Annotated in this window: 21 protein-coding genes; 6 read left to right on the top strand and 15 right to left on the bottom strand. The window is 43.0% G+C overall.

Annotated features, from left to right (window positions below; all coding sequences use genetic code 11):
• Positions 1-65: 65 nt before the first annotated feature.
• The 5 genes from adhE to truC form a co-directional block, all read right to left on the bottom strand.
• Positions 66-2,738 (bottom strand): bifunctional acetaldehyde-CoA/alcohol dehydrogenase, encoded by a 2,673-nt coding sequence (gene adhE / locus HII16_RS08610; RefSeq protein ID WP_169129315.1) that lies wholly within the window; start codon positions 2,736-2,738, stop codon positions 66-68.
• 154 nt (positions 2,739-2,892) lie between these two features.
• A complete protein-coding gene (locus tag HII16_RS08605) occupies positions 2,893-3,675 on the bottom strand; it encodes a DUF6174 domain-containing protein (protein WP_169129313.1) in 783 nt (260 codons plus the stop codon).
• A gap of 106 nt (positions 3,676-3,781) precedes the next feature.
• On the bottom strand, positions 3,782-3,991 hold the full coding sequence (locus HII16_RS08600; protein ID WP_135437493.1) for a cold-shock protein: 210 nt from the start codon (positions 3,989-3,991) through the stop codon (positions 3,782-3,784).
• A 438-nt stretch (positions 3,992-4,429) separates the two neighbouring features.
• Complete coding sequence (locus HII16_RS08595) at positions 4,430-6,076, bottom strand: AMP-binding protein (protein ID WP_169129311.1); 1,647 nt, start codon at positions 6,074-6,076, stop codon at positions 4,430-4,432.
• Positions 6,077-6,193: 117 nt separating this feature from the next.
• Positions 6,194-6,982, bottom strand: a complete 789-nt coding sequence (gene truC / locus HII16_RS08590; protein ID WP_248289560.1) for a tRNA pseudouridine(65) synthase TruC — start codon at positions 6,980-6,982, stop codon at positions 6,194-6,196.
• 102 nt (positions 6,983-7,084) lie between these two features.
• Here truC and HII16_RS08585 point away from each other — a divergent pair, with 102 nt between their 5' ends.
• The 4 genes from HII16_RS08585 (at position 7,085) to HII16_RS08570 (ending at position 11,165) form a co-directional block, all read left to right on the top strand.
• Positions 7,085-8,161 carry a DUF3549 family protein gene (locus HII16_RS08585; RefSeq protein ID WP_169129307.1) on the top strand — a complete coding sequence of 359 codons (1,077 nt, stop codon included), beginning with the start codon at positions 7,085-7,087 and terminating at the stop codon, positions 8,159-8,161.
• Positions 8,162-8,196: 35 nt separating this feature from the next.
• Positions 8,197-8,502: a DUF3301 domain-containing protein gene (locus tag HII16_RS08580; protein WP_169129305.1), complete on the top strand. Its 306-nt coding sequence runs from the start codon at positions 8,197-8,199 to the stop codon at positions 8,500-8,502.
• A gap of 138 nt (positions 8,503-8,640) precedes the next feature.
• Entirely contained in the window at positions 8,641-10,128 is a 1,488-nt protein-coding gene (locus tag HII16_RS08575; RefSeq protein ID WP_169129303.1) for a glutamate-cysteine ligase family protein, read from the top strand.
• Positions 10,119-11,165: a succinylglutamate desuccinylase/aspartoacylase family protein gene (locus HII16_RS08570; RefSeq protein ID WP_169129301.1), complete on the top strand. Its 1,047-nt coding sequence runs from the start codon at positions 10,119-10,121 to the stop codon at positions 11,163-11,165. Before HII16_RS08575 ends, HII16_RS08570 begins: the two co-directional genes overlap by 10 nt.
• Before the next feature lie 76 nt (positions 11,166-11,241).
• On the opposite strand, the gene HII16_RS08565 is transcribed toward HII16_RS08570, so the two are convergent.
• The 6 genes from HII16_RS08565 to HII16_RS08540 all read right to left on the bottom strand — a co-directional run bounded on the left by HII16_RS08565 (position 11,242) and on the right by HII16_RS08540 (position 16,428).
• On the bottom strand, positions 11,242-12,162 hold the full coding sequence (locus HII16_RS08565; RefSeq protein WP_169129299.1) for a prenyltransferase: 921 nt from the start codon (positions 12,160-12,162) through the stop codon (positions 11,242-11,244).
• A gap of 129 nt (positions 12,163-12,291) precedes the next feature.
• Positions 12,292-12,720, bottom strand: a complete 429-nt coding sequence (locus HII16_RS08560; protein ID WP_169129749.1) for a potassium channel family protein — start codon at positions 12,718-12,720, stop codon at positions 12,292-12,294.
• 42 nt (positions 12,721-12,762) lie between these two features.
• Positions 12,763-14,238: a HAMP domain-containing sensor histidine kinase gene (locus HII16_RS08555; protein ID WP_169129297.1), complete on the bottom strand. Its 1,476-nt coding sequence runs from the start codon at positions 14,236-14,238 to the stop codon at positions 12,763-12,765.
• Positions 14,235-14,954 (bottom strand): response regulator transcription factor, encoded by a 720-nt coding sequence (locus tag HII16_RS08550; RefSeq protein ID WP_135437502.1) that lies wholly within the window; start codon positions 14,952-14,954, stop codon positions 14,235-14,237. Before HII16_RS08550 ends, HII16_RS08555 begins: the two co-directional genes overlap by 4 nt.
• Before the next feature lie 43 nt (positions 14,955-14,997).
• Positions 14,998-15,708 (bottom strand): spondin domain-containing protein, encoded by a 711-nt coding sequence (locus HII16_RS08545; protein WP_169129295.1) that lies wholly within the window; start codon positions 15,706-15,708, stop codon positions 14,998-15,000.
• 12 nt (positions 15,709-15,720) lie between these two features.
• On the bottom strand, positions 15,721-16,428 hold the full coding sequence (locus HII16_RS08540) for a spondin domain-containing protein (protein ID WP_169129294.1): 708 nt from the start codon (positions 16,426-16,428) through the stop codon (positions 15,721-15,723).
• 285 nt (positions 16,429-16,713) lie between these two features.
• Between HII16_RS08540 and HII16_RS08535 the strand changes: the two genes are divergently transcribed.
• Positions 16,714-17,709 (top strand): YhdH/YhfP family quinone oxidoreductase, encoded by a 996-nt coding sequence (locus HII16_RS08535; protein WP_169129292.1) that lies wholly within the window; start codon positions 16,714-16,716, stop codon positions 17,707-17,709.
• A 148-nt stretch (positions 17,710-17,857) separates the two neighbouring features.
• Positions 17,858-20,161: a zinc-dependent metalloprotease family protein gene (locus tag HII16_RS08530; RefSeq protein WP_169129290.1), complete on the top strand. Its 2,304-nt coding sequence runs from the start codon at positions 17,858-17,860 to the stop codon at positions 20,159-20,161.
• Positions 20,162-20,274: 113 nt separating this feature from the next.
• On the opposite strand, the gene HII16_RS08525 is transcribed toward HII16_RS08530, so the two are convergent.
• From HII16_RS08525 to HII16_RS08510, 4 genes are all read right to left on the bottom strand, one after another.
• Positions 20,275-20,502, bottom strand: a complete 228-nt coding sequence (locus HII16_RS08525; RefSeq protein WP_169129288.1) for a glutaredoxin family protein — start codon at positions 20,500-20,502, stop codon at positions 20,275-20,277.
• 90 nt (positions 20,503-20,592) lie between these two features.
• On the bottom strand, positions 20,593-20,802 hold the full coding sequence (locus HII16_RS08520) for a TIGR02450 family Trp-rich protein (RefSeq protein WP_169129286.1): 210 nt from the start codon (positions 20,800-20,802) through the stop codon (positions 20,593-20,595).
• Positions 20,803-20,874: 72 nt separating this feature from the next.
• Positions 20,875-21,471, bottom strand: a complete 597-nt coding sequence (locus HII16_RS08515; RefSeq protein WP_169129284.1) for a protein-disulfide isomerase — start codon at positions 21,469-21,471, stop codon at positions 20,875-20,877.
• Between the two features lie 353 nt (positions 21,472-21,824).
• On the bottom strand, positions 21,825-23,255 hold the full coding sequence (locus HII16_RS08510; protein WP_248289559.1) for an ADP-ribosylglycohydrolase family protein: 1,431 nt from the start codon (positions 23,253-23,255) through the stop codon (positions 21,825-21,827).
• Positions 23,256-23,291 lie beyond the last annotated feature (36 nt).

Here is a 23,291-nt window from a genome sequence, read left to right as displayed (position 1 = left end):
TTAAAACGGGCTTTTTTTATGCCATTAATATAGCTAAAACGTGACGTGTAAACCTTATCTGTTAACTACTTTTTCTTACCAGACGATTTTTTCGACTTAGCTTTTTTCTCATCATGGGTTTGTTCATCTTCTTCAACTTCGGTATACGGGTGACCATAGAATGAAGCAATTAACACATCTTTTAATTCACTGATCAACGGATAACGAGGGTTCGCCGAGGTACACTGATCATCAAATGCTTCAACCGACAACTCATCTATTCGGCCTATAAAGTCCGACTCTGAGACACCAGCGAGTTGAATCGATTTAGGGATATCAAGACACTCTTTCATCTCTTCCATCCAAGCCAATAAACGCTCGATTTTATCTGCGGTTTTATCGCCATCTTTGCTCAAGCCTAAATGGTCGGCAACTTCAGCATAGCGACGACGCGCTTGCGGTCGAGAATACTGTGAAAACGCCGCTTGCTTAGTGGGGTTATCCGTGGCGTTATAGCGCACCACATTGGATATCAATAAGGCGTTCGCCAAGCCGTGTGCTAAATGAAATTCAGCGCCGACTTTGTGCGCCATTGAATGACACACACCCAAGAAGGCATTAGCAAATGCGATACCGGCAATCGTCGCAGCATTATGCACTTTTTCTCGTGCAGTCGGATCATTAGCGCCATTTTGATACGCTGACGGCAAGTAATCTTTCAATAACCGCAAGGCTTGTAGCGCCTGACCATCAGAATATTCATTGGCTAACACCGAGACATACGCTTCTAATGCGTGAGTAATGGCGTCATAGCCGCCAAATGCGGTGAGGGATTTTGGCATATTCATCACCAAATTTGCGTCTACAATCGCCATATTTGGAGTTAACTCGTAATCAGCCAGAGGGTATTTGGCGCCGGTTTCATCATCGGTAACGACCGCAAACGGCGTCACTTCTGATCCCGTGCCTGATGTTGTGGTAATACACACTAATTCGGCTTTCGCGCCCATTTTAGGGAACTTGTAAATACGTTTGCGAATATCCATAAAGCGCATCGCCAATTCTTCAAAGGCGGTGTCTGGATGTTCGTACATGACCCACATGATTTTTGCTGCATCCATTGGTGAACCACCACCAAGCGCAATGATCACATCAGGCTGGAAGCTGGTCATCGCTCGAGCGCCACGTTTGACAATGGATAATGTAGGATCGGCTTCTACATCAGAGAATATATGTGATTCAATGCCAAGATCTTTCAATATCGCCGTAATATCATCGGTGTAGCCGTTATTAAACAAGAATTTATCGGTAACAATAAATGCACGCTGTTTACCCGATAAATCCGATAGTGCAATAGGCAAGCTGCCTCGACGAAAATAAATGGATTTAGGTAACTTATGCCACAACATATTTTCAGCCCTTTTGGCGACAGTCTTTTTGTTGATAAGGTGTTTAGGCCCTACGTTTTCAGAAATAGAATTACCACCCCAAGAACCGCAACCTAAGGTTAAACTCGGCGCGATGTTAAAATTATAGAGATCGCCAATACCACCGTGTGAGGTAGGAATATTTACCAGAATACGCGCGGTTTTCATTTTATCGCCAAAATAATTAATGCGATCTTTATTTAAGTCTTGGTCAGTGTATATCGCCGATGTATGGCCAATACCGCCAAGCTCAACCATAACGCAGGCTTGGTCTACCGCATCTTTAAAACTTGATGCTTTGAATAAGCCCAAGGTTGGTGATAATTTTTCGTGGGCAAAAGGGTCATCGATACTAACCCGCTTACCTTCGCCAATTAAAATTTTAGTTTTTGCAGGTACCTTAATGCCCGCTAATTCGGCGATTTTTACCGCCGGTTGGCCAACAATAGCGGCGTTCAAGTTACCATCAATTAAAATGATTTCTCGAACTTTATCTGCTTCGGATCTACTTAGGACATAGCCGTCATGGCTAGCAAAACGCTCTTTCACCTGATCGTAAACATCATCCATAACGATCACCGCTTGCTCTGAGGCGCATACCACGCCATTATCAAAGGTTTTCGACATCAGCACAGAGGCAACCGCCCGCTTGATATCTGCGGTTTCATCAATGACTACTGGCACATTTCCTGCACCAACACCTATGGCGGGTTTACCCGATGAATACGCTGCTTTGACCATGCCTGGACCACCGGTTGCCAAAATCAGGTTTATATCATCATGGGTCATAAGTGCGTTCGATAACTCAACCGACGGCACATCAATCCAACCAATGATATCTTTTGGCGCACCTGCGGCAACCGCCGCATCAAGCACAATTTTTGCTGCATCATTGGTCGAAAATTTCGCTCTAGGGTGAGGTGAAAACACAATACCATTGCGGGTCTTAAGGGATATTAAGGCTTTAAAAATCGCTGTCGATGTCGGGTTAGTTGTAGGTACAATGCCGCAGATCAAACCGACCGGCTCTGCAATTTCTATGGTTCCAAACTCTTCATTTTCTTCGAGAATGCCACAGGTTTTCTCATCTTTATATTTATTGTAAATAAATTCAGAAGCAAAATGATTTTTGATCACCTTATCTTCAATAATGCCCATACCGGATTCTTCAACGGCTTTTTGCGCTAGCGGGATACGGGCATTATTGGCTGCCAAAGATGCGGCACGAAAGATTTCATCCACTTGCTCCTGACTGTAGTTGGCAAACGTCTTTTGCGCTTCCTTTACACGGGCAACCATGGCATTGAGTTCATCGATATTGCTAACTGGCATGAGGCCTCCATGGGTTAATATTATTTGTTGACTTAAACAAAAGTGCCCTTTAAATATAATGAAAATTCATAAAACTGCCTGTTCATTTACCATGAAAATAAAAAAAACGGCTAAATGCCGCTTTTTAAATCGATACTGCCAGACCAAAGTTGCGCTATAACGTCGCACTCTCGAGGTAAAACGTGCCTATAGCATCTCGCAAACCGCATGCCATGGATTTCGCTTCGATATCCAAGACTTTTGTTACATAGCCTGGTGCACCGATGCTTATCTCACCTGTTAATGGCGCGTTTTCACTGCTTTGTATAGACGCATTATAGGCGCAACTGCCATCATTTAGTTGTGGTGAAACAAAGGTTTCAATGAAGGTGCCATAGTCTTTGTTACGCAAACTGACCTCAGTCTCACAACTGAGAACTTTACCGCTGTGTAAATCAATAACTCGCAGTCGATAGACAGGGCTTATGACGGGGTTGCATACATACATGCCATTGTCAGGCATGGTCATATTGGTGATGGATAAACTGTATTCGTCATCAACAGCATCTTCATAACGATCCACGTAGACATAGGTTGGGTAACCGTAGGTCTCGTCGTACTCAATATCAATGGCATCGACGCTGCCAATTTCTTGTTCAAGAAAATCAAACAACTGATTAATTGATGCTAGCCAGGCACGTTGTTGGTCTGCGTCAACGAATTGCAGACTTTCGTTGTTGTAGCGAATCACCTCACTACCGCGTTGCTCGACACTAAACGAGGTATTGCCAAAACAAAAGCAGCTTAAATCAATATCGAATGCGTATTGATCGATTTGTTGACTCTCCCACTTTTGTCGATTGTTTTTTAATTTAGATAGGTCTTGTGATTGGTCATCACCGCCACAAGCCATAAGAGTCGTAGCTAAGATTGGTAGCATCCATTTTACCAGAGTCATTTTAATTCCTTTTAACTGTTGTTATTTTATTAGCCGCTAATAGCATGTTAAAAAAAACGGGTGATTAGCTGTGCTAATCACCCGTTTCTACAAATTAATCGAGTGATTAAAGTGGTTTAACGTTTTCCGCTTGAGGACCTTTTTGGCCTTGAGTTACTTCAAACTCAACCTGCTGACCATCAGTAAGAGTACGACGACCAGTACCTTGGATAGCGCGGAAGTGAACGAATACGTCTGGACCGCTTTCTTGAACGATAAAACCAAAACCTTTTTCGTCATTGAACCATTTTACTGAACCAGTTTTTACATCTGACATAATTTTTCCTAAATATTTAAAAGTTTGTGGGTAAGCATTGTTGCCTGTCCCTATTGTAGCTTTGTAGATGTTACAGTTTTATGTCGAGATGGTGGTACGCGTGTACTTACTTAAACGATACTTTCTGAGTTAAATCAATTATCTAGTTATAAACCAGATAAGCATTTTGCGGTTAACTCTGATCGCTTAAGGTATAAATTTCGAAATAAAGGCGAAGCATTTGCAAAACTCGAACTTTACTATACGTCATTGTGTTGCCAATTCAAGCAATTTATTGAAATTTCATGATCATTTCACAATCGATGATTGCTCGCAATATATTGATTTAACAGGGAAACAGAACAACTGTGCAAATTTCAACCAACAAAAAAGCGACCAAAAATCGCCTTTCTATAATCCAAAACAACTGAACGTTTTATGTTCAATCAAAACATGACACTAGTCTTCAACAACCACCTTATCTTTGCTTTTGGCTGGTAGCCTTGGTGTATATGTATCTTCAATCTGGGTACGCTTTAATTTCAATGTTGGCGTTAACAACTCATTTTCCGTGGTCCAGCCGTCTTTACATATGTATAAGTAATCTAGACGTTGATGAGATTCCAGTTCTTCATTTACCTCATTTAAGGTATCAATTAATGATTGCTTCACGCTGCCGTGATTAATATCAATACCTTCTGATAAAACCACCAACGCAAGCGGTTGTGGACGACCGTAGCCAATAACGCAGACTTGCTCAATTTGCACATTTTTGGCCAGCATACGCTCAATAGGAACTGGCACCACATATTTACCTTTTGCGGTCTTAAATTGCTCTTTTATCCGGCCTATAATTTGAAAAGCGCCATCCTCGGTCATCTTTCCTTTATCACCAGTGCGGAACCAACCATCAACGAAGGACTCTTGTGTTGCCTTGCTGTTTCGATAGTATTCTTTGGTCACGGCATCACCGCGAATCAACACTTCACCATCATCTGACAACGACATGTCAACGCATTGTGACGGACGACCTATGGTACCCAATAATTTGCGCTCAAAAGGCAGATTGCCACAAGAAAAACCCGATGTTTCTGTCATTCCCCAACCTTCACCAATAGGCATGCCAATTTTATAGAACCACTCCAGTACCGCGACCGATATAGGCGCCGAGCCGCTGGCAAATACGCGACATTGGTCTAATCCCAACTGGCTGCGAATTTTTTTCGCCACTATATTGCCAATAAACGGGATAGCCAACAGGAAATTAAGTTTTGTCGGTGGCAGCTTAGCCAATATTTGTGATTGGAATTTAGTCCATAAACGAGGCACAGAGACAAAAAACGTTGGTCGGCAATATTTTACGTTTTCGATAAATGTATCCAACGACTCAACAAAATAAACCGCAAAGCCTTTTTCTATTGCCGTCATCTCAATCACACAGCGTTCAGTGATATGTGCCAAAGGCAAATATGACACCACACGATCATCTTTGTTGGCATTAATAACGTTAATCGTTCCATGCCCCGCTGAGGCTAAGTTTTTGTAACTTATTACCGCACCTTTTGGTGCACCGGTTGTGCCCGATGTGTAAACTATCGACATGGTGTCTTCAATATCGGCTTGGTGCAATTCAGCGAGCGGCTGATGCTCTTGTAAAATTGCATCGACGTCAAAATCACAATCGACACCATTGTTGTAACACTCACCAAATGAAATGGTATGACACTCTTCTGCTTTCGCCGCTTTTACTGCTTTTGCATCATCTAAAGGACCAATAAACAAGGCTCGCATATCAGAATGCTCGGCCACATAGGTAATGGTGCTCGCACCTGCCGTCGCGTAGATTGGCACGCTGATCATGCCAGCCATCATAATCGCCAAATCAGCAATAAACCACTGAGCGCAGTTTTTCGACAAAATGCCGATGCGATCGCCCTTTTGGTACCCTTGAGCATGTAAAAAGGTGGCGATTATGCGAGCTTGTCGCTCAGTTTCGGCGAAGCTGAATTCACGATATTCGCCTTTGACGGGTTGATGCAAAAATATTTGCTGTGGACGCTCTTGAGCGTGGCCAAGAAAATGACTTAACGGCGTTTGATATTGCATATTAGGTTCGTTTATTGTGAGTTATGAATTTAGTATATGGAAAAATAACTCAATAACAAAGACTTAATTTGTTCTGTAAAAGACTATCGAAGGCCGCAATGCGACGCGTATATAGGCTTAAAAGAAAGACAGCCAGTCAAGTTCAACAAAAAGTTTTCGCCATTGCTCATCAAGTGGTGCTTCAATCGTCACTAACTGCTTACTGTATGGGTGCTCAAACGACAATACTTTGGCATGTAACATCAGGCGGTTAATGGCAAAATGCTCACGAAAAAATGGGTTTTGTTTGTTATCGCCATAGTTGATATCGCCAATTATGGGATGTCGAAGGTGAGCTAGGTGGCGACGAATTTGATGACGTCTACCGGTATGCGGGCTTAATTCAAGCAAAGAATATCGCACGCTGGGATACTTGCCTACAGCAATATCTAAGGTTGCGGTGGCTAATCGACGATAGTCTGTTTGTGCCTGCTTTTCCGCCGCCTCTGCATTGGCGTACTTATCGCCAATCTTATCCAGCTTCTCTTTTAACGGATAATCGATATGACCTCTTTGCGGCGCATGACCTCGACTTACGGCGAGGTATTGCTTATCCATTTTCTTGTCCATGAACGCCTGCCCCATTAAACGTGCGGTCTGTTGATCAAGTGCAAACAGCAACACACCAGAAGTCGGCCGGTCTAAGCGATGCAATGGATATACGTATTGCCCAACCAAATCACGTACCAATTGTAAGGCAAAGTATTTTTGGTCACGGTCCAGGTAGGAGCGATGCACGAATAAACCGCTCGGTTTATTGACGGCCACCAAGTGTTCATCTTGATAGAGGATATCGAGTTTTGGTGCGTCTTCGTCTACCGCTTGGTTTTGCTCATCAAGCTGTTGTTTATCAAATAGGTCGGTCATTCGCTTATCAAGTGGTTCTTTGCTGTTATTTATACAGGGCATTTATTATAATGCGCGGCATTGAAATTAAAAACGTAAACTTTGATTATCCTGTAGGGCTGTATGAGCGAACAATCATCCACCAAAAAAGACACCATTGATACCATTTCTGAACTATTGCAATTAAGTGGCTGCCAATATCGAATCTATGATTTGGGTCGCAAAGTCAGCAAAATGAGTAAGCAAGACTTTGAAAAAGTGGAACACGCAATGCAACCCTATCCGTTTCCAATCCAAGGTCATGCCATGTTTGCCTTAGTATTTTGGCAAAAAGCGCAAACCACGCCATACATTTGGTTTGTGAAATTACCGTTGGATGAACGTGGTTTATTAAATCAAGGTTCCCGCAATCATTATTTAGCCATCATTCTTGATGCCTTGGGTAAGGATCTAACGCAAGATCCGAGTGAAAAACAGGAAGAGTTGTTGCAAGCTAACCCATACAATTTTACCCCAAGCCAGTACAAGCTTGCCTCGCTCAATGCGGTGGTGAAACGGGACTTAAAACAGAGTGCCTCGCAATATTATGAACATTGTCAGTTGTACATGTCCGGCAAACTTGGTTTTGCAGAATGGCAAGGTGTTGCGATACAAGGTATATGTGATTTTGCCGCTCGTATTAATGACAATAACAACAGTCAATTACTTATAAATGCTTTAGAAAAATTGCCAAGCGAGGTGATAACACCGTTATGCTCGGCATTAGAAAACCAACAATTTGATATTCATTTATTGCAGGCCTTTATCGAACAAGCTAGTAACGAGCTAGATCGCAGTGAGGTCAATGTACAACGTCTTGCCGATTTGCTCAGAGCAGTAAGTGATCATAGCCAACACCCACAAGTAATCGCTCTAGCCCAACGTATTTTAGCTGCCAACGTCAGTAACGATTTGAATTTATTGTTAACTTTTACCGGCAAAGCGTGGGGGTTACTCGCGGATAACGAGCGTTTATTGCAGTATCTAGAAAACGTCAGTAGCCATCTCGAACAAGATGTGTTTTCATCTGTTTTTCAAGACCTTGTTGCAATCCCAACGATTCGCCCATATGTATTACAGTGTCTGCGATCACCACAACGTAGTGACAATTTGGCTAACTCAATCGGTGCCATTTTTGCCGCCGTTCAAAATAAGAAATAACCCATTTTAATGGCAACAAAAGAGTAACGTATCACATGGTATTGTCTGACATTTATTTACTTCTAGGCCTGTTCTTACTGGTTTGGTACATTTGGTTTAGTCGCGAAATCGCCGAAATAGCGCGCAATAAATGTCAACAATACTGCGAGCAACATGACTTGCAGTTTATGAGTATTGCTCGTACCAAAACCCGCATTCGTTTCTCAAAACGCCAAGGTTTGTACATTCACGCTGAATACTTATTTGAGTTCAGCGGTGATGGTGAAAGCGCTTATGCAGGTACGTTAACCATGCACAGTAAAAAAGTCGCCGCCTTTGACCTGCCACCATACAAAGTCTGATCAACCGCATTTATCCCTCTAATTAGCACAACTAGCGGTGGTTTATTTACAAGTAAACTGCTGTTAACTTGATGTTAATCAATATTTAGACGCATAATTATTGGCAAGCTAAAGTCTGTAAAACAGCGAGGGCTTGCTATGGGACAAAATGTACCTAACACCACTTTTCAACGCCAAGATTTTGAACAATTCAGGCTCGAGCTGTATCGTCAACTGGATCAATTAAAAGACATTCTGGCTACGCCAAACTTTGGCCAACAACGTCATAAACTTGGCGCAGAGCTTGAGCTGTACTTAATTGATGAAAACGCTCAGGCGAGTCCAAGTAATCAAGCGGTATTGCAAAAACTGTCTGATCCACAATGCCAATATGAATTGAATCAATATAATTTAGAGATCAATTTATCGGCATTCGATCTCGATAAAACCCCTCTGTTTCATCTAAAAGATGAGTTACAACAAAAGCTCGCCAATCTTGCCGATGTAAATAAACAGCTCGGCATCAGCGCCCTACCTATCGGTATATTGCCAACCTTAAATGACCGCGACTTGCGTGCTCAATGGATGACACCTTTGGGTCGCTATCATTGCTTATCTCGACAATTGATGAGCCAACGCGGTAGCGACTTTCACATTAAGATTAATGGTGATGAGCCATTAGATATGTGCTTAGCCGATATAAGTGCCGAAGGTGCCAATACCTCATTGCAAATTCATTTGATGACATCACCAGAGCGCTTTACCCGGGTGTTTAATGCGGCGCAATTAACCCTGCCGTTAGTTACTGCTATCAGTGCCAACTCGCCTACATTTCTAGGGCGACAATTGTGGGATGAAACCCGCATCGCCTTATTTAAGCAGTCCATTGATGTGCGACATAACAATGCCTTATTGCCAAACGAACCGGCACGAGTCAGTTATGGTTACGGTTGGCTGCGCAATAATGTTTGGGATCTATTTGCTGAAGCGGTCGCCTTATACCCGCCGATTATTCCTTTGCGCGACGCCTCTGAATCGATAAATGGTACGCCGCAGCATTTACCTAAATTAGCTGAGCTTGGTTTGCATATGGGCACGCTTTGGCCATGGCATAGACCGGTTTATGATCATCATAATAACGGTCATATGCGCATTGAATTTCGCGCCATCGCCTCCGGCCCTACGGTGGATGATATGCTCGCCAATGCCGCCTTAGCGATTGGTTTGGCCGAAGGTTTGGCCGATGATGTCGATGAGATCATTGCCCTAATGCCGTTTAAATACGCCGAACATAATTTCTATCGTGCCGCGCAATTTGGGCTTGATGCGAAAATACTATGGCCGTTACATCACAAGTATCAATTGCAAACCGTGCCGATTGAACAGGTTATCGAGTCGATGTTAACCACGGCACGTAATGGACTAAGCCGTATTGGTATTAGCGCCGATGAAAGCAATTATTTTATGTCCATTATCGAGCAACGTTTAGATAGCGGTTTAACCGGTGCTCGATGGCAACGACACACGTTGCAGCATTATCGACAAATAATGAGTAACGATGCGGCATTAAAGGCGATGGTATTGGCTTATCAACGTAACTATCAAAGTGGCAACAACTTGTGCCAATGGGAGCGACCATGGCAATAGATTTTAATGAGCTGTGCTATCTAAAAGATCCTGACATCGGCGCGCTAAAATCCGACTATGAACAGTTTTTATTAAGCCTTTATGCGCCAACGATAATTGATGTTTCAGGCAAAGACCAACAGCGCACTCGCGTTATCACAACGCTTATTCATGGCAATGAACCGTCTGGCCTTATCGCAACACATCGTTACCTAACCAATTTAAAAGCCAATGAACGACCAACAACCAATTTGCGATTTATTATCTGCAGTATTGAAGCAGCAAGCGCGACGCCAAATTTTAGCCATCGTTATTTAGCAGACGGCTTAGATCTAAACCGCTGTTTTGGCAATAGCACCGAGACTAGCGGTTATTATCATCGCGCCAACCTTATCGATAACGCTATACGACAAGTAACCCCTGAATTGGTGGTGGACTTACATAACACCTCAGGCTTTAGCCCAGCGTTTGCCGTATCCATTATGAAAAACGAAATGGCATTATCACTTACCGCGGTATTTTGTCACTCATTGGTTTTATCACAAATTCGTTTAGGCGCATTAATGGAGCAAGACTTTGGTTGTGAAGCCATCACCATTGAATGCGGTGGCGGTAAAGACAGTCAATCCCATGAAGTGGCCTATCTGGGTTTGTTAAAACTCGCCAATATCGACGATTTAAGTCAACAGCACCTACAAAATAATGTCACCACCTATTTAAACCCAATGCGCTTGCAGGTTAATGGTGATATCGAACTAAACTATGCGCAACACGATCTCGGCTTACCTGGAGTGACCTTGTGTGAGCACATTGAACAACACAATTTTGGGCAAATATTTCCTGAACAAATGTTAGGTTGGCTCGACAATAACGGTCTGGAAAATTTACGACTTCTGGATGCCAACGGTGTCAATGTGGTTGATAAGTATTTTCAATTACGCGGCAACCAACTATTACCCAAAACGTCTATTCACTTGTTCATGGCAACCAGAAATGAACGCATCGCACGCAATGATTGTTTGTTCTATTTGGTTACTCATGATAACCAATTAGCCTAAACTGGAAAGTTGTTAGAATTCGCAATAAGAACCGCTAGCAATAAATAGTAATAGACAGATAGGCTGACAGAAATGCTCAAGCAGGCGGCTTGGCCAACAACAAGCAAATCGCCAACATTAATGGCGTGACATTGGCAACTACCACATTTAAGCCTAAGGCTTTATCTAATGCCCGAGTATTGGCGCGCTCAATCACATAGCGGCGTAAATGACGCAGACATTCAACACCTGCCAGCAATGGTAACAAGGCAAGCAAGGTCATCCTTGGCAACCAAAGTTGGCGTGTCGCCCAGCAAATAAGGGCGGCAACGAAAACAATGAACAGCGCATAAATAATTACAGCCTTTTTAACACCAAAAGCAATGACCGCATGATGACGACCAAAGCGTTTATCAACACTGGCATCAGGTATTTGATTAACTAGTAATAAATTTGAGACCAGTAACGCGGTGACTATTGCTACAACCATACTCGCCGCATTGAGTTGTTGTGTTAAAGCCCAAAATGAGCCGCCCACCATCAGCAAACCAAAACCAATGCCCGGTGCCAGCAAGCATATTATCGGCAATTTATTAATGTATTTGGTATAGCTAATGATAATAATTAATCCGATTAGCCCAGGTATCAGTAATTGCCAGCCCAAGATGATGACGAAATACAACCCAATGGCGGCGCATAAGGTTAAATTAAACAGCGCTAATTTAAAAACAGCTGGTGCGGCGTCAGGACAGGCAGGTAAGGCACCACTGCCACCACTAAATGGCGTGCGCTCGGTATGTAAGTCGAGGCCGGATTGAAAATCTTGATATTCATTTAAGGTATTGACACTGATATGAGCTGCAAGAGCTGCAAGTAACACTAGGGCTAAATGCACATAGTGAATCTCGATTTGCTGCCAATAGCTAACAGCGTATGCCAGCAGCACACAAAACAAGGTGAGTGTTAAAAATGCAGGTCTGCAAGATTGCCATACGGCATAGATAATAGGTTGTCGCATGTGCAGTGAATGACCTTAATTAAAATATCTAATTTAAGATCTAATTTAAGATCTAAATTTACAAATCTAACTTTACAAACTTAAAAGTCACAGCTTAGCTATATTGGCGAAGCCCCCTAATCGATACTACTATGACTCAGTTTGCCAATAACGCTGCATCTCCAAAAATAAAAAGGATGCCGTCCAGGTAATCAATAATAGACCCGTTAATGATTCTACACCGGTATAAAATCGTATCGCCCCGTGAGGTTCGATATCACCAAAGCCGACGGTACTAAATGTGGTAAAAGAAAAGTATGTGCAGTCGAGCAAACTGCCATTAAAATTGCCTTTTAACGTACCAAAGGTCTCATCTTGCATCATAAAATAATAACCCAAGGCAAAAATCCATACTTGTACGCAATGGGCGAGCAGCGCACCAACCACGCCGACAACAATTTGATATTTATTGTTATAGTGCAAATAAGGCAATCGGCGAGATAATGACCTAAGCGCCTCATAATGCAATACGACGCAAGTAGCAACAACCACAGTCGTGACCAGTGACAGTACGATCATCAATTCTAACTCGTTGATTTAGGTACATATAGAATGGCTTTTTTATAGCGGTTTGGCAAGGGTTAAAACAAAACGAGTGCCCTTACCCAGCTCACTATACACTTTGATATCTATGCTCAACAATTTTAATAATCGCTTACTAATTGCTAGCCCTAAGCCGTTATGTTTGTGCTCATTATCAATGGCATTACTGGCCCGATAGCGAGGTTCAAAAATATAGGCGATTTCTTCCTTTTTAATGCCAGTACCGGTATCGATAACAGATACTTGCACATCATTGCCTAAATTTTCAACTTCAATGCTGATGGTGCCCCCAGCAAAGCTGTGCCGTAATGCGTTTTCAATCAAATTGGTGAGAATGCGATCCAACTTACCAATGTCGCTATGCACAGATAACTGACATTGTGGTGGCTCGATATGAATAGCAACGCTGTGTTTTTCCGCCTGCAAATGAAATTTAGCGGCAATGTCATGCAGTAACTCACCTATATTGAAGCTTTCCCAGTCCAGTGACACCTGACCGGTATCAAGATGAGCGAGTTCGAAAATTTGATCAATAAGCATATTAAGCTGCTTACTGTTGCGTAACACGATAGCCATGTATTCTTGGCGTTTGTCATCGGTTAATTGCTTATCTCGTATCGCCAAGGTCTCAATATAGCCTTGCATAGCCGTTAGCGGCGTGCGCAAATCATGGGATAAATGCGACAATAATTCGCGCCGTTGTTGATCATTGGCGGTGAGTTCTCGCAATTGATGATCAATTTTTTGCACCAATAACCTAAACTGACAGCCCAATTGTTGGATCTCGTTGTCGCTATCGCTTTGCCAATAACGTAGATCAATTTGCGAGCTGTCAAATGAGGCGGCAATGAGTTGGTCAATATCTCGATTCAAGCGACGTATTGGGCTGGTAACAAACCAAAACAACCCCAGCATCAACAACAGTAAAAACAGTAATGCGCTAATGCTTAGTACTAAATAGTCGGTAAATTTGCGCTGACTTCGGTCGGAATTGAAAATATTGTCATAGCGCTGCCCGGCGACAATGACATACAAATAGCCTTGCAGTGCAGCGCCATTAAATACCGGTGCCGCAGAAAAGATTTTTTTTCTTGATACGTGTCGAGGATCGTCACCAAGGATCGGTAAAGGTGCTTGATTTTTGGTGAGGTTAAGCAGTGGTTGTAAATCGATTGTTTGTCGTTTTATCAATGAATCATCGGCGGAGTGGATAACAATATTGCCGCCTTTGTCGACAAAATAGAATTCAAACGCTGGCCCTAAAACCATTTGTGTATGAAACAAGTTGGTTAACGCTTGTTTGTCGTAGATACCTTGTTGCAATAAAGGGTTGTCACGAGCAAGGTTAGCGGCAAGTGAGACATGTAAACGCTGTTGAGCTTCAAGCCGAAACTGTTGACCGGCACGCTCTGACCAAAGATAAAAAACACTGGCTATGGCAATAAATACCAAGCAAAGCGCTAGGCTCAATCTTTGATACAGTGATAATGTCATGCACTAACGCCTTGTCGATTAAATTTATAACCAACCCCCCAAACAGTCTGCACGATTTGTGGGTTGTTGATATCTTTCTCTAATTTATTACGCAAACGATTAATGTGAGAATTTACCGTATGCTCATAACCGGAGTGATGGTACCCCCAAACGGAGCTCAGTAACTGTGAACGTGAAAACACTTGATCAGGGTGCGATGCAAGATACAGCAACAAATCAAATTCTGTCGATGTTAGATCCAAGCGTTGCCCTGCTAAGGTCGTTTTATGAGTTAGCTGATTAATGTGTAAGTCGCCAAGTTGTAATTGCGACTCCACTGGCGCTTGCTGCTGACAAAATCCGGCAAGAAGATGCACACGACGCAACTGAGTGCGGACTCTCGCTTGTAATTCTCGTACACTAAACGGCTTAGTCATAAAGTCATCGGCGCCAAGTTCTAACCCTAACACGCGGTCCGTTTCGCTGCTTTTTGAGGTTAAAATCATAATCGCCTGCTCAGGCTTTTTGTCCCGCAATTGCCGACAAATATCAAGCCCAGACAGCTTCGGTAACATCACATCAAGGATCACCAACTGGTAATCGTTAGCCAAAGCCCTGTCCAAGCCCTCTTGCCCACAACGTTGATGTTCAACATCGATAGCAAGCTCGTGCAGTTGCATGGTCACCAGCTCTGCTAAATCATCGTCATCTTCTACTACCAGTACAGTATCTGTCATATGCGGCTCCTACCAAATGGCGAAGCCGCATAACAGCTGCTCGCTACTCAGTACGTGTGATGGTTACTCTCAACGTTGGGTTATCAAACCTGTGATCGAATGTTAATGCAGAAGCCATCAAGCCATCATCCATGGTGACAACTCCTGGGTGCATAGCAACGAAGTCGACGTCGTCACGAATCGCATTATAACCTTCTCCACCGCCAGCGGGTCCTGGAATGCTAGCGGCGGTTTCACTGTTTGCTTCTGTTCCTGCATCATATGAACCGCTAACTAAGGAAATACTTTCACCAACGTCAAGATCAGCGATCATTAAGCCGTTAACACCGGCAAAGGCATCATTGGTATTAACCAGCATGGTAGCCAATGAAATCTTTTGCGGTAACAAGGCACTGGTGGTGATAGTTATCTGTTGATTCATACCAGGCATTAGCATGCCTTCCCCGGCAGCACTGACGCTCACCACATCTAAATCCATGATCATGGCACCATCACCACTTTCGGCTAAGTTTTCCAATGCCATACTGGCACTCTCACCTACCGTCCATAATTGACCTTCATCGTGCAACACAACGGCCACTGGCGACATAGGTTGCGCGTAAGTTAAGTTAACCACATCTACTTGGTAACTGTAATTCGGGATGTTGGTTGATACAGCTGAGATGCTGTCATCACCGCTATCACCACCACAGGCGGTGAGTAACAATCCTGAACTGATCACCAGAGCCGCTAATTTGTCTATTTTAAAATTCATCACAACCTCCTATTACTTAACAACAACGGTTACTTTCGCAACTGGGTTAAGCCAGCGATGCACCGTGTAATCAAGATCACTTTTACCACCTTCAGTGTCACCATCACCCATATTGCCGCGATGAATATGCACATAGGTGTTTTCTTCACTCATGGTGACCCCTGTACCGCCAGTACCCGCAGCGCCACCAGGTGCGGCTGGAATACCCGGTGTACCAGGTGCACCACCACCGTTAACGATTTCATCGTTGGCTTCTGTACCCGCATCATAAGCGTTTAAAGTAAATGTATAGGTTCCTGGTTCACTTGGAATCATCCAACTGTCTAAACCGACAAAACCATCGTTACTTGGTAAAATCATCGCCGCTAATGACAAGTAATCATTACCTTCTGAGGTCGACATCATCGCCATCGCCGACATGCCTGGTGCTAATAAACCGGCAGCAGGGTTTTCAGCCACATCAGCGCCGATATTTGCGAGTACACTGGAAAGGCCAGAAATATCACCACCCTCTGCCATTGCTTGCAATTCAGCACTGGCCATGGTGCCTGTTTCAAAGACGTGTGCGTCACCACTATGAGCGGCAACGATAATTGGCGTGTAATAAATACCTTGCGTCGCATTGGTTATGGTCACTTCAATTTCAGCAGCTTGTGCCGTCATCGATAAAGTAGACATGGTCGCAATGGCAATTAGTTTATTTGGGCTTGTGAAATTCATTTTGCTTCCTCTTTGATTTACTAAGTTTTTTGTAATTTTCAAAATCAGTATGCAAAGCAAAGCTGTCAAATCGCTCACGAAATTATCACAAATTTATCACAAGAAACTGGCGAATTTTTGATGAAATTTTTTTCGAACTTGGCAGGTCTTGTGTTCCTTATCTGCCAGAATTTTTTGTTATTTATACTCAGCAAATTGCGCAAAAACACCTATCATCATTAAGGCATGCCTACGCTTAAGTAGATATCGTTTTTTGTAGCTATCGTTAGATATAAGGTAATCATTATGACGCAATCGTATCGAGCACTTTGGGTTGAGGAGCAAGCAGACGGCAGTTTTAGCCAACAAATAAAGCAACTCGACATGAGCAATCTTCCCGATGATGAGGTGCTCATCAAAGTGCATTATTCGTCACTAAACTACAAAGATGCAATGTCTGCGGCCGGTAACAAAGGGGTTACCCGACAATTCCCACACACCCCAGGTATCGATGCGGCTGGTACCATTGTTAACGATAAAACCAATCAATTTGCCAAAGACAGCAAGGTGCTGGTGTTTGGCTATGATCTTGGTATGAATACACCTGGCGGATTAGCACAATATATCTGTGTTCCGTCTAGCTGGGTTGTGCCTTGTCCTAACAATTTATCTTTATCTGATGCGATGATTTACGGTACCGGCGGCCTTACCGCAGCTTTATGCGTTGATAAATTATTGCTTATGGGCGCTAAGCCTGATGATGGTTCGGTTGCTGTAACTGGCGCAACGGGAGGCGTTGGCAGCGTTGCCATCGCGCTATTACATAAGCTCGGCTTTGACGTGGTCGCTTTTAGTGGCAAAACAGATAATAGCTACTTACAACAATTAGGAGCCAATGAAGTTGTTCATCGCGATCGACTCAATGATATAGGTGATAAGCCTATGGGCCGCGGCCTGTATGCCCACGGTATAGATACGTTAGGCGGCGACTATATGACAAACCTAATTAAGCAAATAAAACCCGGTGGCGGCGTTGCTGCCTGTGGTTTAGCAGCGTCCGCCACCTTTAGCTTAAACATGTTTCCGTTTATTACCCGTGGCGTATCCTTGTTAGGCGTCGACTCAGTAAATATTGCGCTTTCGAGAAAAGCGGATATGTGGCGCAAAATATCCGAGCAATATTACCTACCGGTTTTAGCGACACTATCCCAACAAATCACGTTGGATCAGGTGCCAGATATTTTACCTAAATTTTTTAAAGGTGAAATCACCGGGCGATACTTGGTGAACATTGGCGAGTGATCATTTTTAACAGCTAGTTTTGATCCATTAAATGACAAACCATTTGTCAAAATGGCAAGCATAACTGCTAATCATGGACTAAAATTTGTGGCATCGCTTGGCCATATAATAACAGTAATAGGGGTCGTAAGATTTCTATGGAGTTTTTATGTGGCTAAAAACCATACTGTTGATACTGTCAGGGATTTTCCTAGTATTATGCAGCTTTGCTTTAAGCAAAAATAGCTATGCGACCCCAGCACAGCTTGAACAACAGCAATCTACTCAGACGTCCGAATTACCAACAACGCAGACGACCAATTTGTGGCAGTTTGCTGCTCGCAACAAACAGCCCGACCATCTACAAATCGACGACTCCGAGCTAATCAACGAGCAAGACATAATAATCAACTTTAATATACAGGCGCTCACTGCCCTGCTCGTTGGTCAACAAATACGATTGCAAGTTAATCAACAGCGACACATCACTCTCACTGTAGACAGTAAAAAGCACAGTGAGAAACACGGCAAGCAAACATTATTTCTCAGCGCCAGTGATCACCATGAACATACACCAACCACCTTGTTTTTAAGCCATCACGATACCGCTAGCCAAGGTTGGTTAAGAACACCAACGCAAAGCCTGCGACTGTTGGCGCAAAATGGTGAGGGTAAATTGTTCGCCATCCATAGCATGCATAACGACGCGGACGATATTAGACCACACAAATACTTGCATAGTGATGATCTGCATGATCATGACAAAGCCCGTCAAATACAAAACAGAATTGCCGCGAACATGTCTTTAACAACGCCCCCACCAGAGTCGGAGATAGCCATACTTATGGTCTACACTGATGAGGTCGAAAACTACTTTTCCGGTCAGCAAGACTTACATTTTAGTCACCTTATCGAAGTTGCCAATCAAACATTTAGCAACAGCAAGGTAGATATCAAATTAACATTGGCCGCTAGCCATAAACTGAGTTATCAATTTGATGGCGATTTACAAACCGCATTGCGCGATGTGACCTACAACGATTTACAACAAAGAGAAAAACTCGAGCAAATCCGCTATGAAACGGCGGCGGATTTGGTGTTTTTTATCATTGGGCGCAGAACATCAAATGTTACCGGTTATGCGTGGGTAAATGGTGAGTATGGGGTGATCAGTGAAGATATTCGTTCCATGTATTCGGTAATGCATGTCAATGCCTCTGATTACGTGTTTGCCCATGAGATCGGCCATAATCTTGGCTTGCGACACTCCAGAATGCAATGGCCTTATGAAGGCTCCACCTTCGACTTTGCCTTGGGACATGGCGTTGACAAACGCTTTATCACGGTTATGGCGTATAACAGTGATTTCAAAACATCAAACCGCTTAGCTATATTCTCCAACCCCGAGTTATCTTGCTTAGGTTACCCTTGTGGTGTCGATCAATCTGATCAGCAACATGGTGCTGATGCCAGCTTTGCCCTTAATGTTATTCGAGATGATGTTGCCCAGTTTTATAATGAGCCGGTCAATCTGACCCGCAGCGAAACCTTGCTGACTAGTTTTCAGCATGCGCAACTTAAAGGCTGCATTCAAGCCAATATTGCCAGCCACTATTATATTGGCATGTTTAACAGTCTCAGTTGTGAGGCAAAACAAATTTCAAATCTAGATGATTTAAGTAACTTGTTTGCTCTGCGCACCTTAAATTTAAGCTACAACCAGATAAACGATATTGAGACGCTAGGCAAGCTTAAGCACTTAGTGTCATTAAACCTAAACAATAATCAAATAAGTGATGTCTCGCCGTTATTTAACCAACAAAAGCGATGGCTAAAATTATCATTACAAAATAATCCGGTCTATTGTTGGCAAGTGGACTATCTACAAAACTTTGAAGATGTTTATGCCATAGATTTACCCGTGGATTGCGACGATACCACCGAGTATGACGATTACGATATGGATGGCACAAGTAATCGAGACGAACTCAACAATAACACCAATCCAGCGTTAAATGCCCTCGGAGCAGGTGTTGCGCGCTTTGCAATTGCCAGTTACCAATTTAATGGTGGCGCTGGCGATGTCAGCGTTAAAGTTGAGCGTCGCGATGGCAATGTCGGTACCCTAGAGGTATCTGTTGCCGTCAATGATGGTGATAATAATGTGGTCAGTAATGAGGTTATTACATTGCAGCAACGAACATTAAGTTTTGCTCATGGACAGTTAGAGACAACACTGGATTTGCATATTGGTGAGCTGCAAAGCAGCAGTAAAACCTATCAATTAGTGTTAAATAGTAATGACAACTCCAGCAGCGCCAACGTGATCATCAGTAATGAGCAAGTTACCAGCGCCGAGCAAAGCTCATCTTCTAGTGGCGGAAGTGGCGGTTCTCTATATTGGTTAAGCGCTAGCTTGGGGTTATTAATGGTGATGGTAACAAGATGGCGAAAAGCATCTAGAAAGGCATGAACGCTTTATAGTATCGATTGCACAAGCTATTGCAAAAGCTATGTTAGAGCTGGTGTAAAATTGTTGCTAAAGCTGACGTTGTAGATGAGTTTGTAATTGTAGATAACAACCCATCAGGCTTTATACAAGCGATTAAATTGTTTAATTGAAAAACCATTGATAAATTGATCGCCTACTTTGACCACTGGTACACCACGAAAACCGAGTTGATTAAACTCTTTTTTGCCATTAGGCGTCGAAACATTACAAAGCCGATAATTGATGCCTAAATTGTCCAGATACTGCTTCGCCGTTTGACAATGCGGGCATTTATTCATGGTGTATAAGGTCACTCGTTTCACAATATTGTTACTCGTTCTCAGTATGTCTTCGCACAGCGTTCAAAACTAAACACCGACAATGACAATGAAAGTCCTCATTTAGACCAATAGTTAATGCCAGCCACTGCGCCATCTCGCGCTATCTTTTAGCTGACGCCAATCAATCTCATATTGGTTATTATTGATAACCGCCTGAATGAGGCACTCTATTACCTTAGCGTTTTCATCGTATGTGACTTTGGCAATAAAGAAATGGCGTTCCTTATTATTGACCTGCAGTTTTGTCCACTTGCTGTTTAGCAATTTTTTGGGAGAGATCATCGTATCACCTTATTTAGCAGATGATACGATACAAAGCTCAGTTTAGATGCATTGTGGCTGTTTAACTCTAAGTTAAAGCTCCATCTTAATGGCATCAATGATGGCTTCAGGTTTGGTCAAATACAGGTTGTGATTCAATAACACTAAATTATCATCCACAGCCAATAGTAACGCAGGAAATGCTTTGGTATTGATCACTTGTTGAATCTCATCAATTTCCGCTAACGCGTACTCGGCATCGCGCGTTAAGGTGTCTTTAAATACCTTACCTGGTGGTGACAATTTAAAGGTGTCACACAATGATTGAAAATCTTCTTTATCCAAAAACGGGTTATTGTCGACAAAGTGCTGCTGCTGTAGTGCACGTAAAATCGCAATTGCTTGGTGTGGCTGTTTATTTGCCGCCCAAGCCATAAAGTTAGCAGACATCAGCGAGTCTTTGCTGTCATCAGCGTATTGCAGATAATCCATACCAAAATCCGCTGCGCTCTGTTCAGCGACTTGTTGCGCCTGTTTTTTACCCGGACTGTCATTGCCATCAAAGTAAGCAATATGCCAAAGATGGATAGGCATATCAGCAAATGCCTTGTGAATTTGTTCAACCAGTGCCGATGATGCATAGCTCCATGGGCTATGGCTATCATATATAAAAAATAATTCTGCGTTCATTAATATTCAGCTATTGTCTAAAATTGTGGGGATTTTAAATAGTTTAGTCGAGAAATGCCAACAGGTATTGCAATATGCGATGACTATTTGCTGCAATCAAACTCGAACAACATCGCCAATAGCTATAATAACTAGGCAATAAGCTCAGCTCAAAATTAACGCCAGTCACAAATTGACAGCGGTAAAAATAAACAGAGACCAAACCTGCAAAGTTTCGCCTCTGTTGAGCTTTTTAATATGTTCGTTGGACATTAAGTTCGACACGAAACCCTAGATTAGGCTCTATACTAGGCTCGTAATTTTGTTTAGAACTAGGTGCCAAGTCATAATTCTAGGCGCGTGTGCTGCGTACTCTATTTAGTATTCAACGCCACAGGGATTTGCCATTTATTGGCATCGCTGCGCCCTTGCATTTTTTCTACGACAACCAAATCAATAATGCTTAACATGCGCTCTGCCATCAGCGCGAAACTGTCTTCACCATCTTTTGTCGGGGTATGGTCAGGAAAATTACGGCGGGTTCTATGTATCCAATAGGTATCTGATATATTGTCGCTTGCAAACGCCGATTTAACACCATCAATACCGTGCAAAAACCCCAATAAACCGCCCCATGTTGCCGTTGGGTTGTCAGAATCCCAGCCACTTAAACTGCCTATTTGAATGGTTCTTTTTATTTCGCCTTGACCATAAAACCAACTCACCAAGCTTGCCGCATAATTGATGCCCGCTTCAAATGGGTCTTTGTATTGATAACCATCAGCTTGCTCTATTTGATAGCGCTGATACACCGCATCTCGAGTTGCTTCCCAATTTTGTTTATCTGGATTATTGCGATAATGGGCCAATACAAAGTCAAACATTTTCGCCGGATAGTCATTATCCTTAAGATGTTTTCGTGCCTGAGTTGCTAACCAAATGCCTTGCTCAGCGATGGGTAAGCCTTTATCTACGCTGCTTGCCAGGGAATGCATTACCACATAAAAGTTGGCAATTTGCTCAGACTCATGATTGGCCGCGACGCGTATAGGTAAGTAGGCTATATCTTTGGCAACAGCGACATTAACCGGTGCCAACAAACCGAAAAATTCGGTGGTTAACTGGGCATCGATCATCATGTATTTGGCATTATTTTTAGGTTCACTGGTTTCTGGTGGCAACATGCCTTGTGCCATTAAAATACGGGCGCGCTCATTTGATTCCCATAAAAAGTTTTCTTTTACTGGCTCTGAATCAGCAAATTTTTTAAACAACGGCGCGTCATCTTCGGAATAGGTATGCTTGAGCCAACCTTGCTTGATTTGCTCAGCGGTTAACTTAGCTGTTTGTAACTGATGATGAAGGTGCAAATAGATGTATTCAATATCGGTATCATCATCTGCGCCCCACGGCACTCCTTCATGCTCTAAGTAAAAGTCGATAACATCGCTATGTGGAACACCTTCGCCCCACATCGCCGGTAAATCTTTGCTGCCCCAGTCTTGGTCGGTATAAAACGGCATGGTCTCTGGTGTACCGACTTTATCCATTTCAGTGATCAAACCGGTCCAATTGGCAATGCTTTGCCCTAACCAAAAACCTTGCAGTCGCTGCTGATAAGCTTGCTTATCGATTTCGACAAACGCAACCGGTTGGCTACCTTGCTCATCCTCTGTTTGCGCTGCAACAACTTGCGTATCGTCAGTCCCTCCTTGCAAAGACTTATCCTCTTTTGCATGCTCAGAGCAGCCAAGCAGAGCAAAACACATCAGCATAGTGTTTAAACCTTGTGTAGATTTATTCATCGTATTTGCTCCTAATTTGGCTGTACGCACTTGTTG

Source organism: Thalassotalea sp. Y01, assembly GCF_012932945.1.
Classification (GTDB): domain Bacteria; phylum Pseudomonadota; class Gammaproteobacteria; order Enterobacterales; family Alteromonadaceae; genus Thalassotalea_A.
Note: the sequence above shows the minus strand (reverse complement) of the source record. Positions and strands in the feature narration are given on the sequence as shown.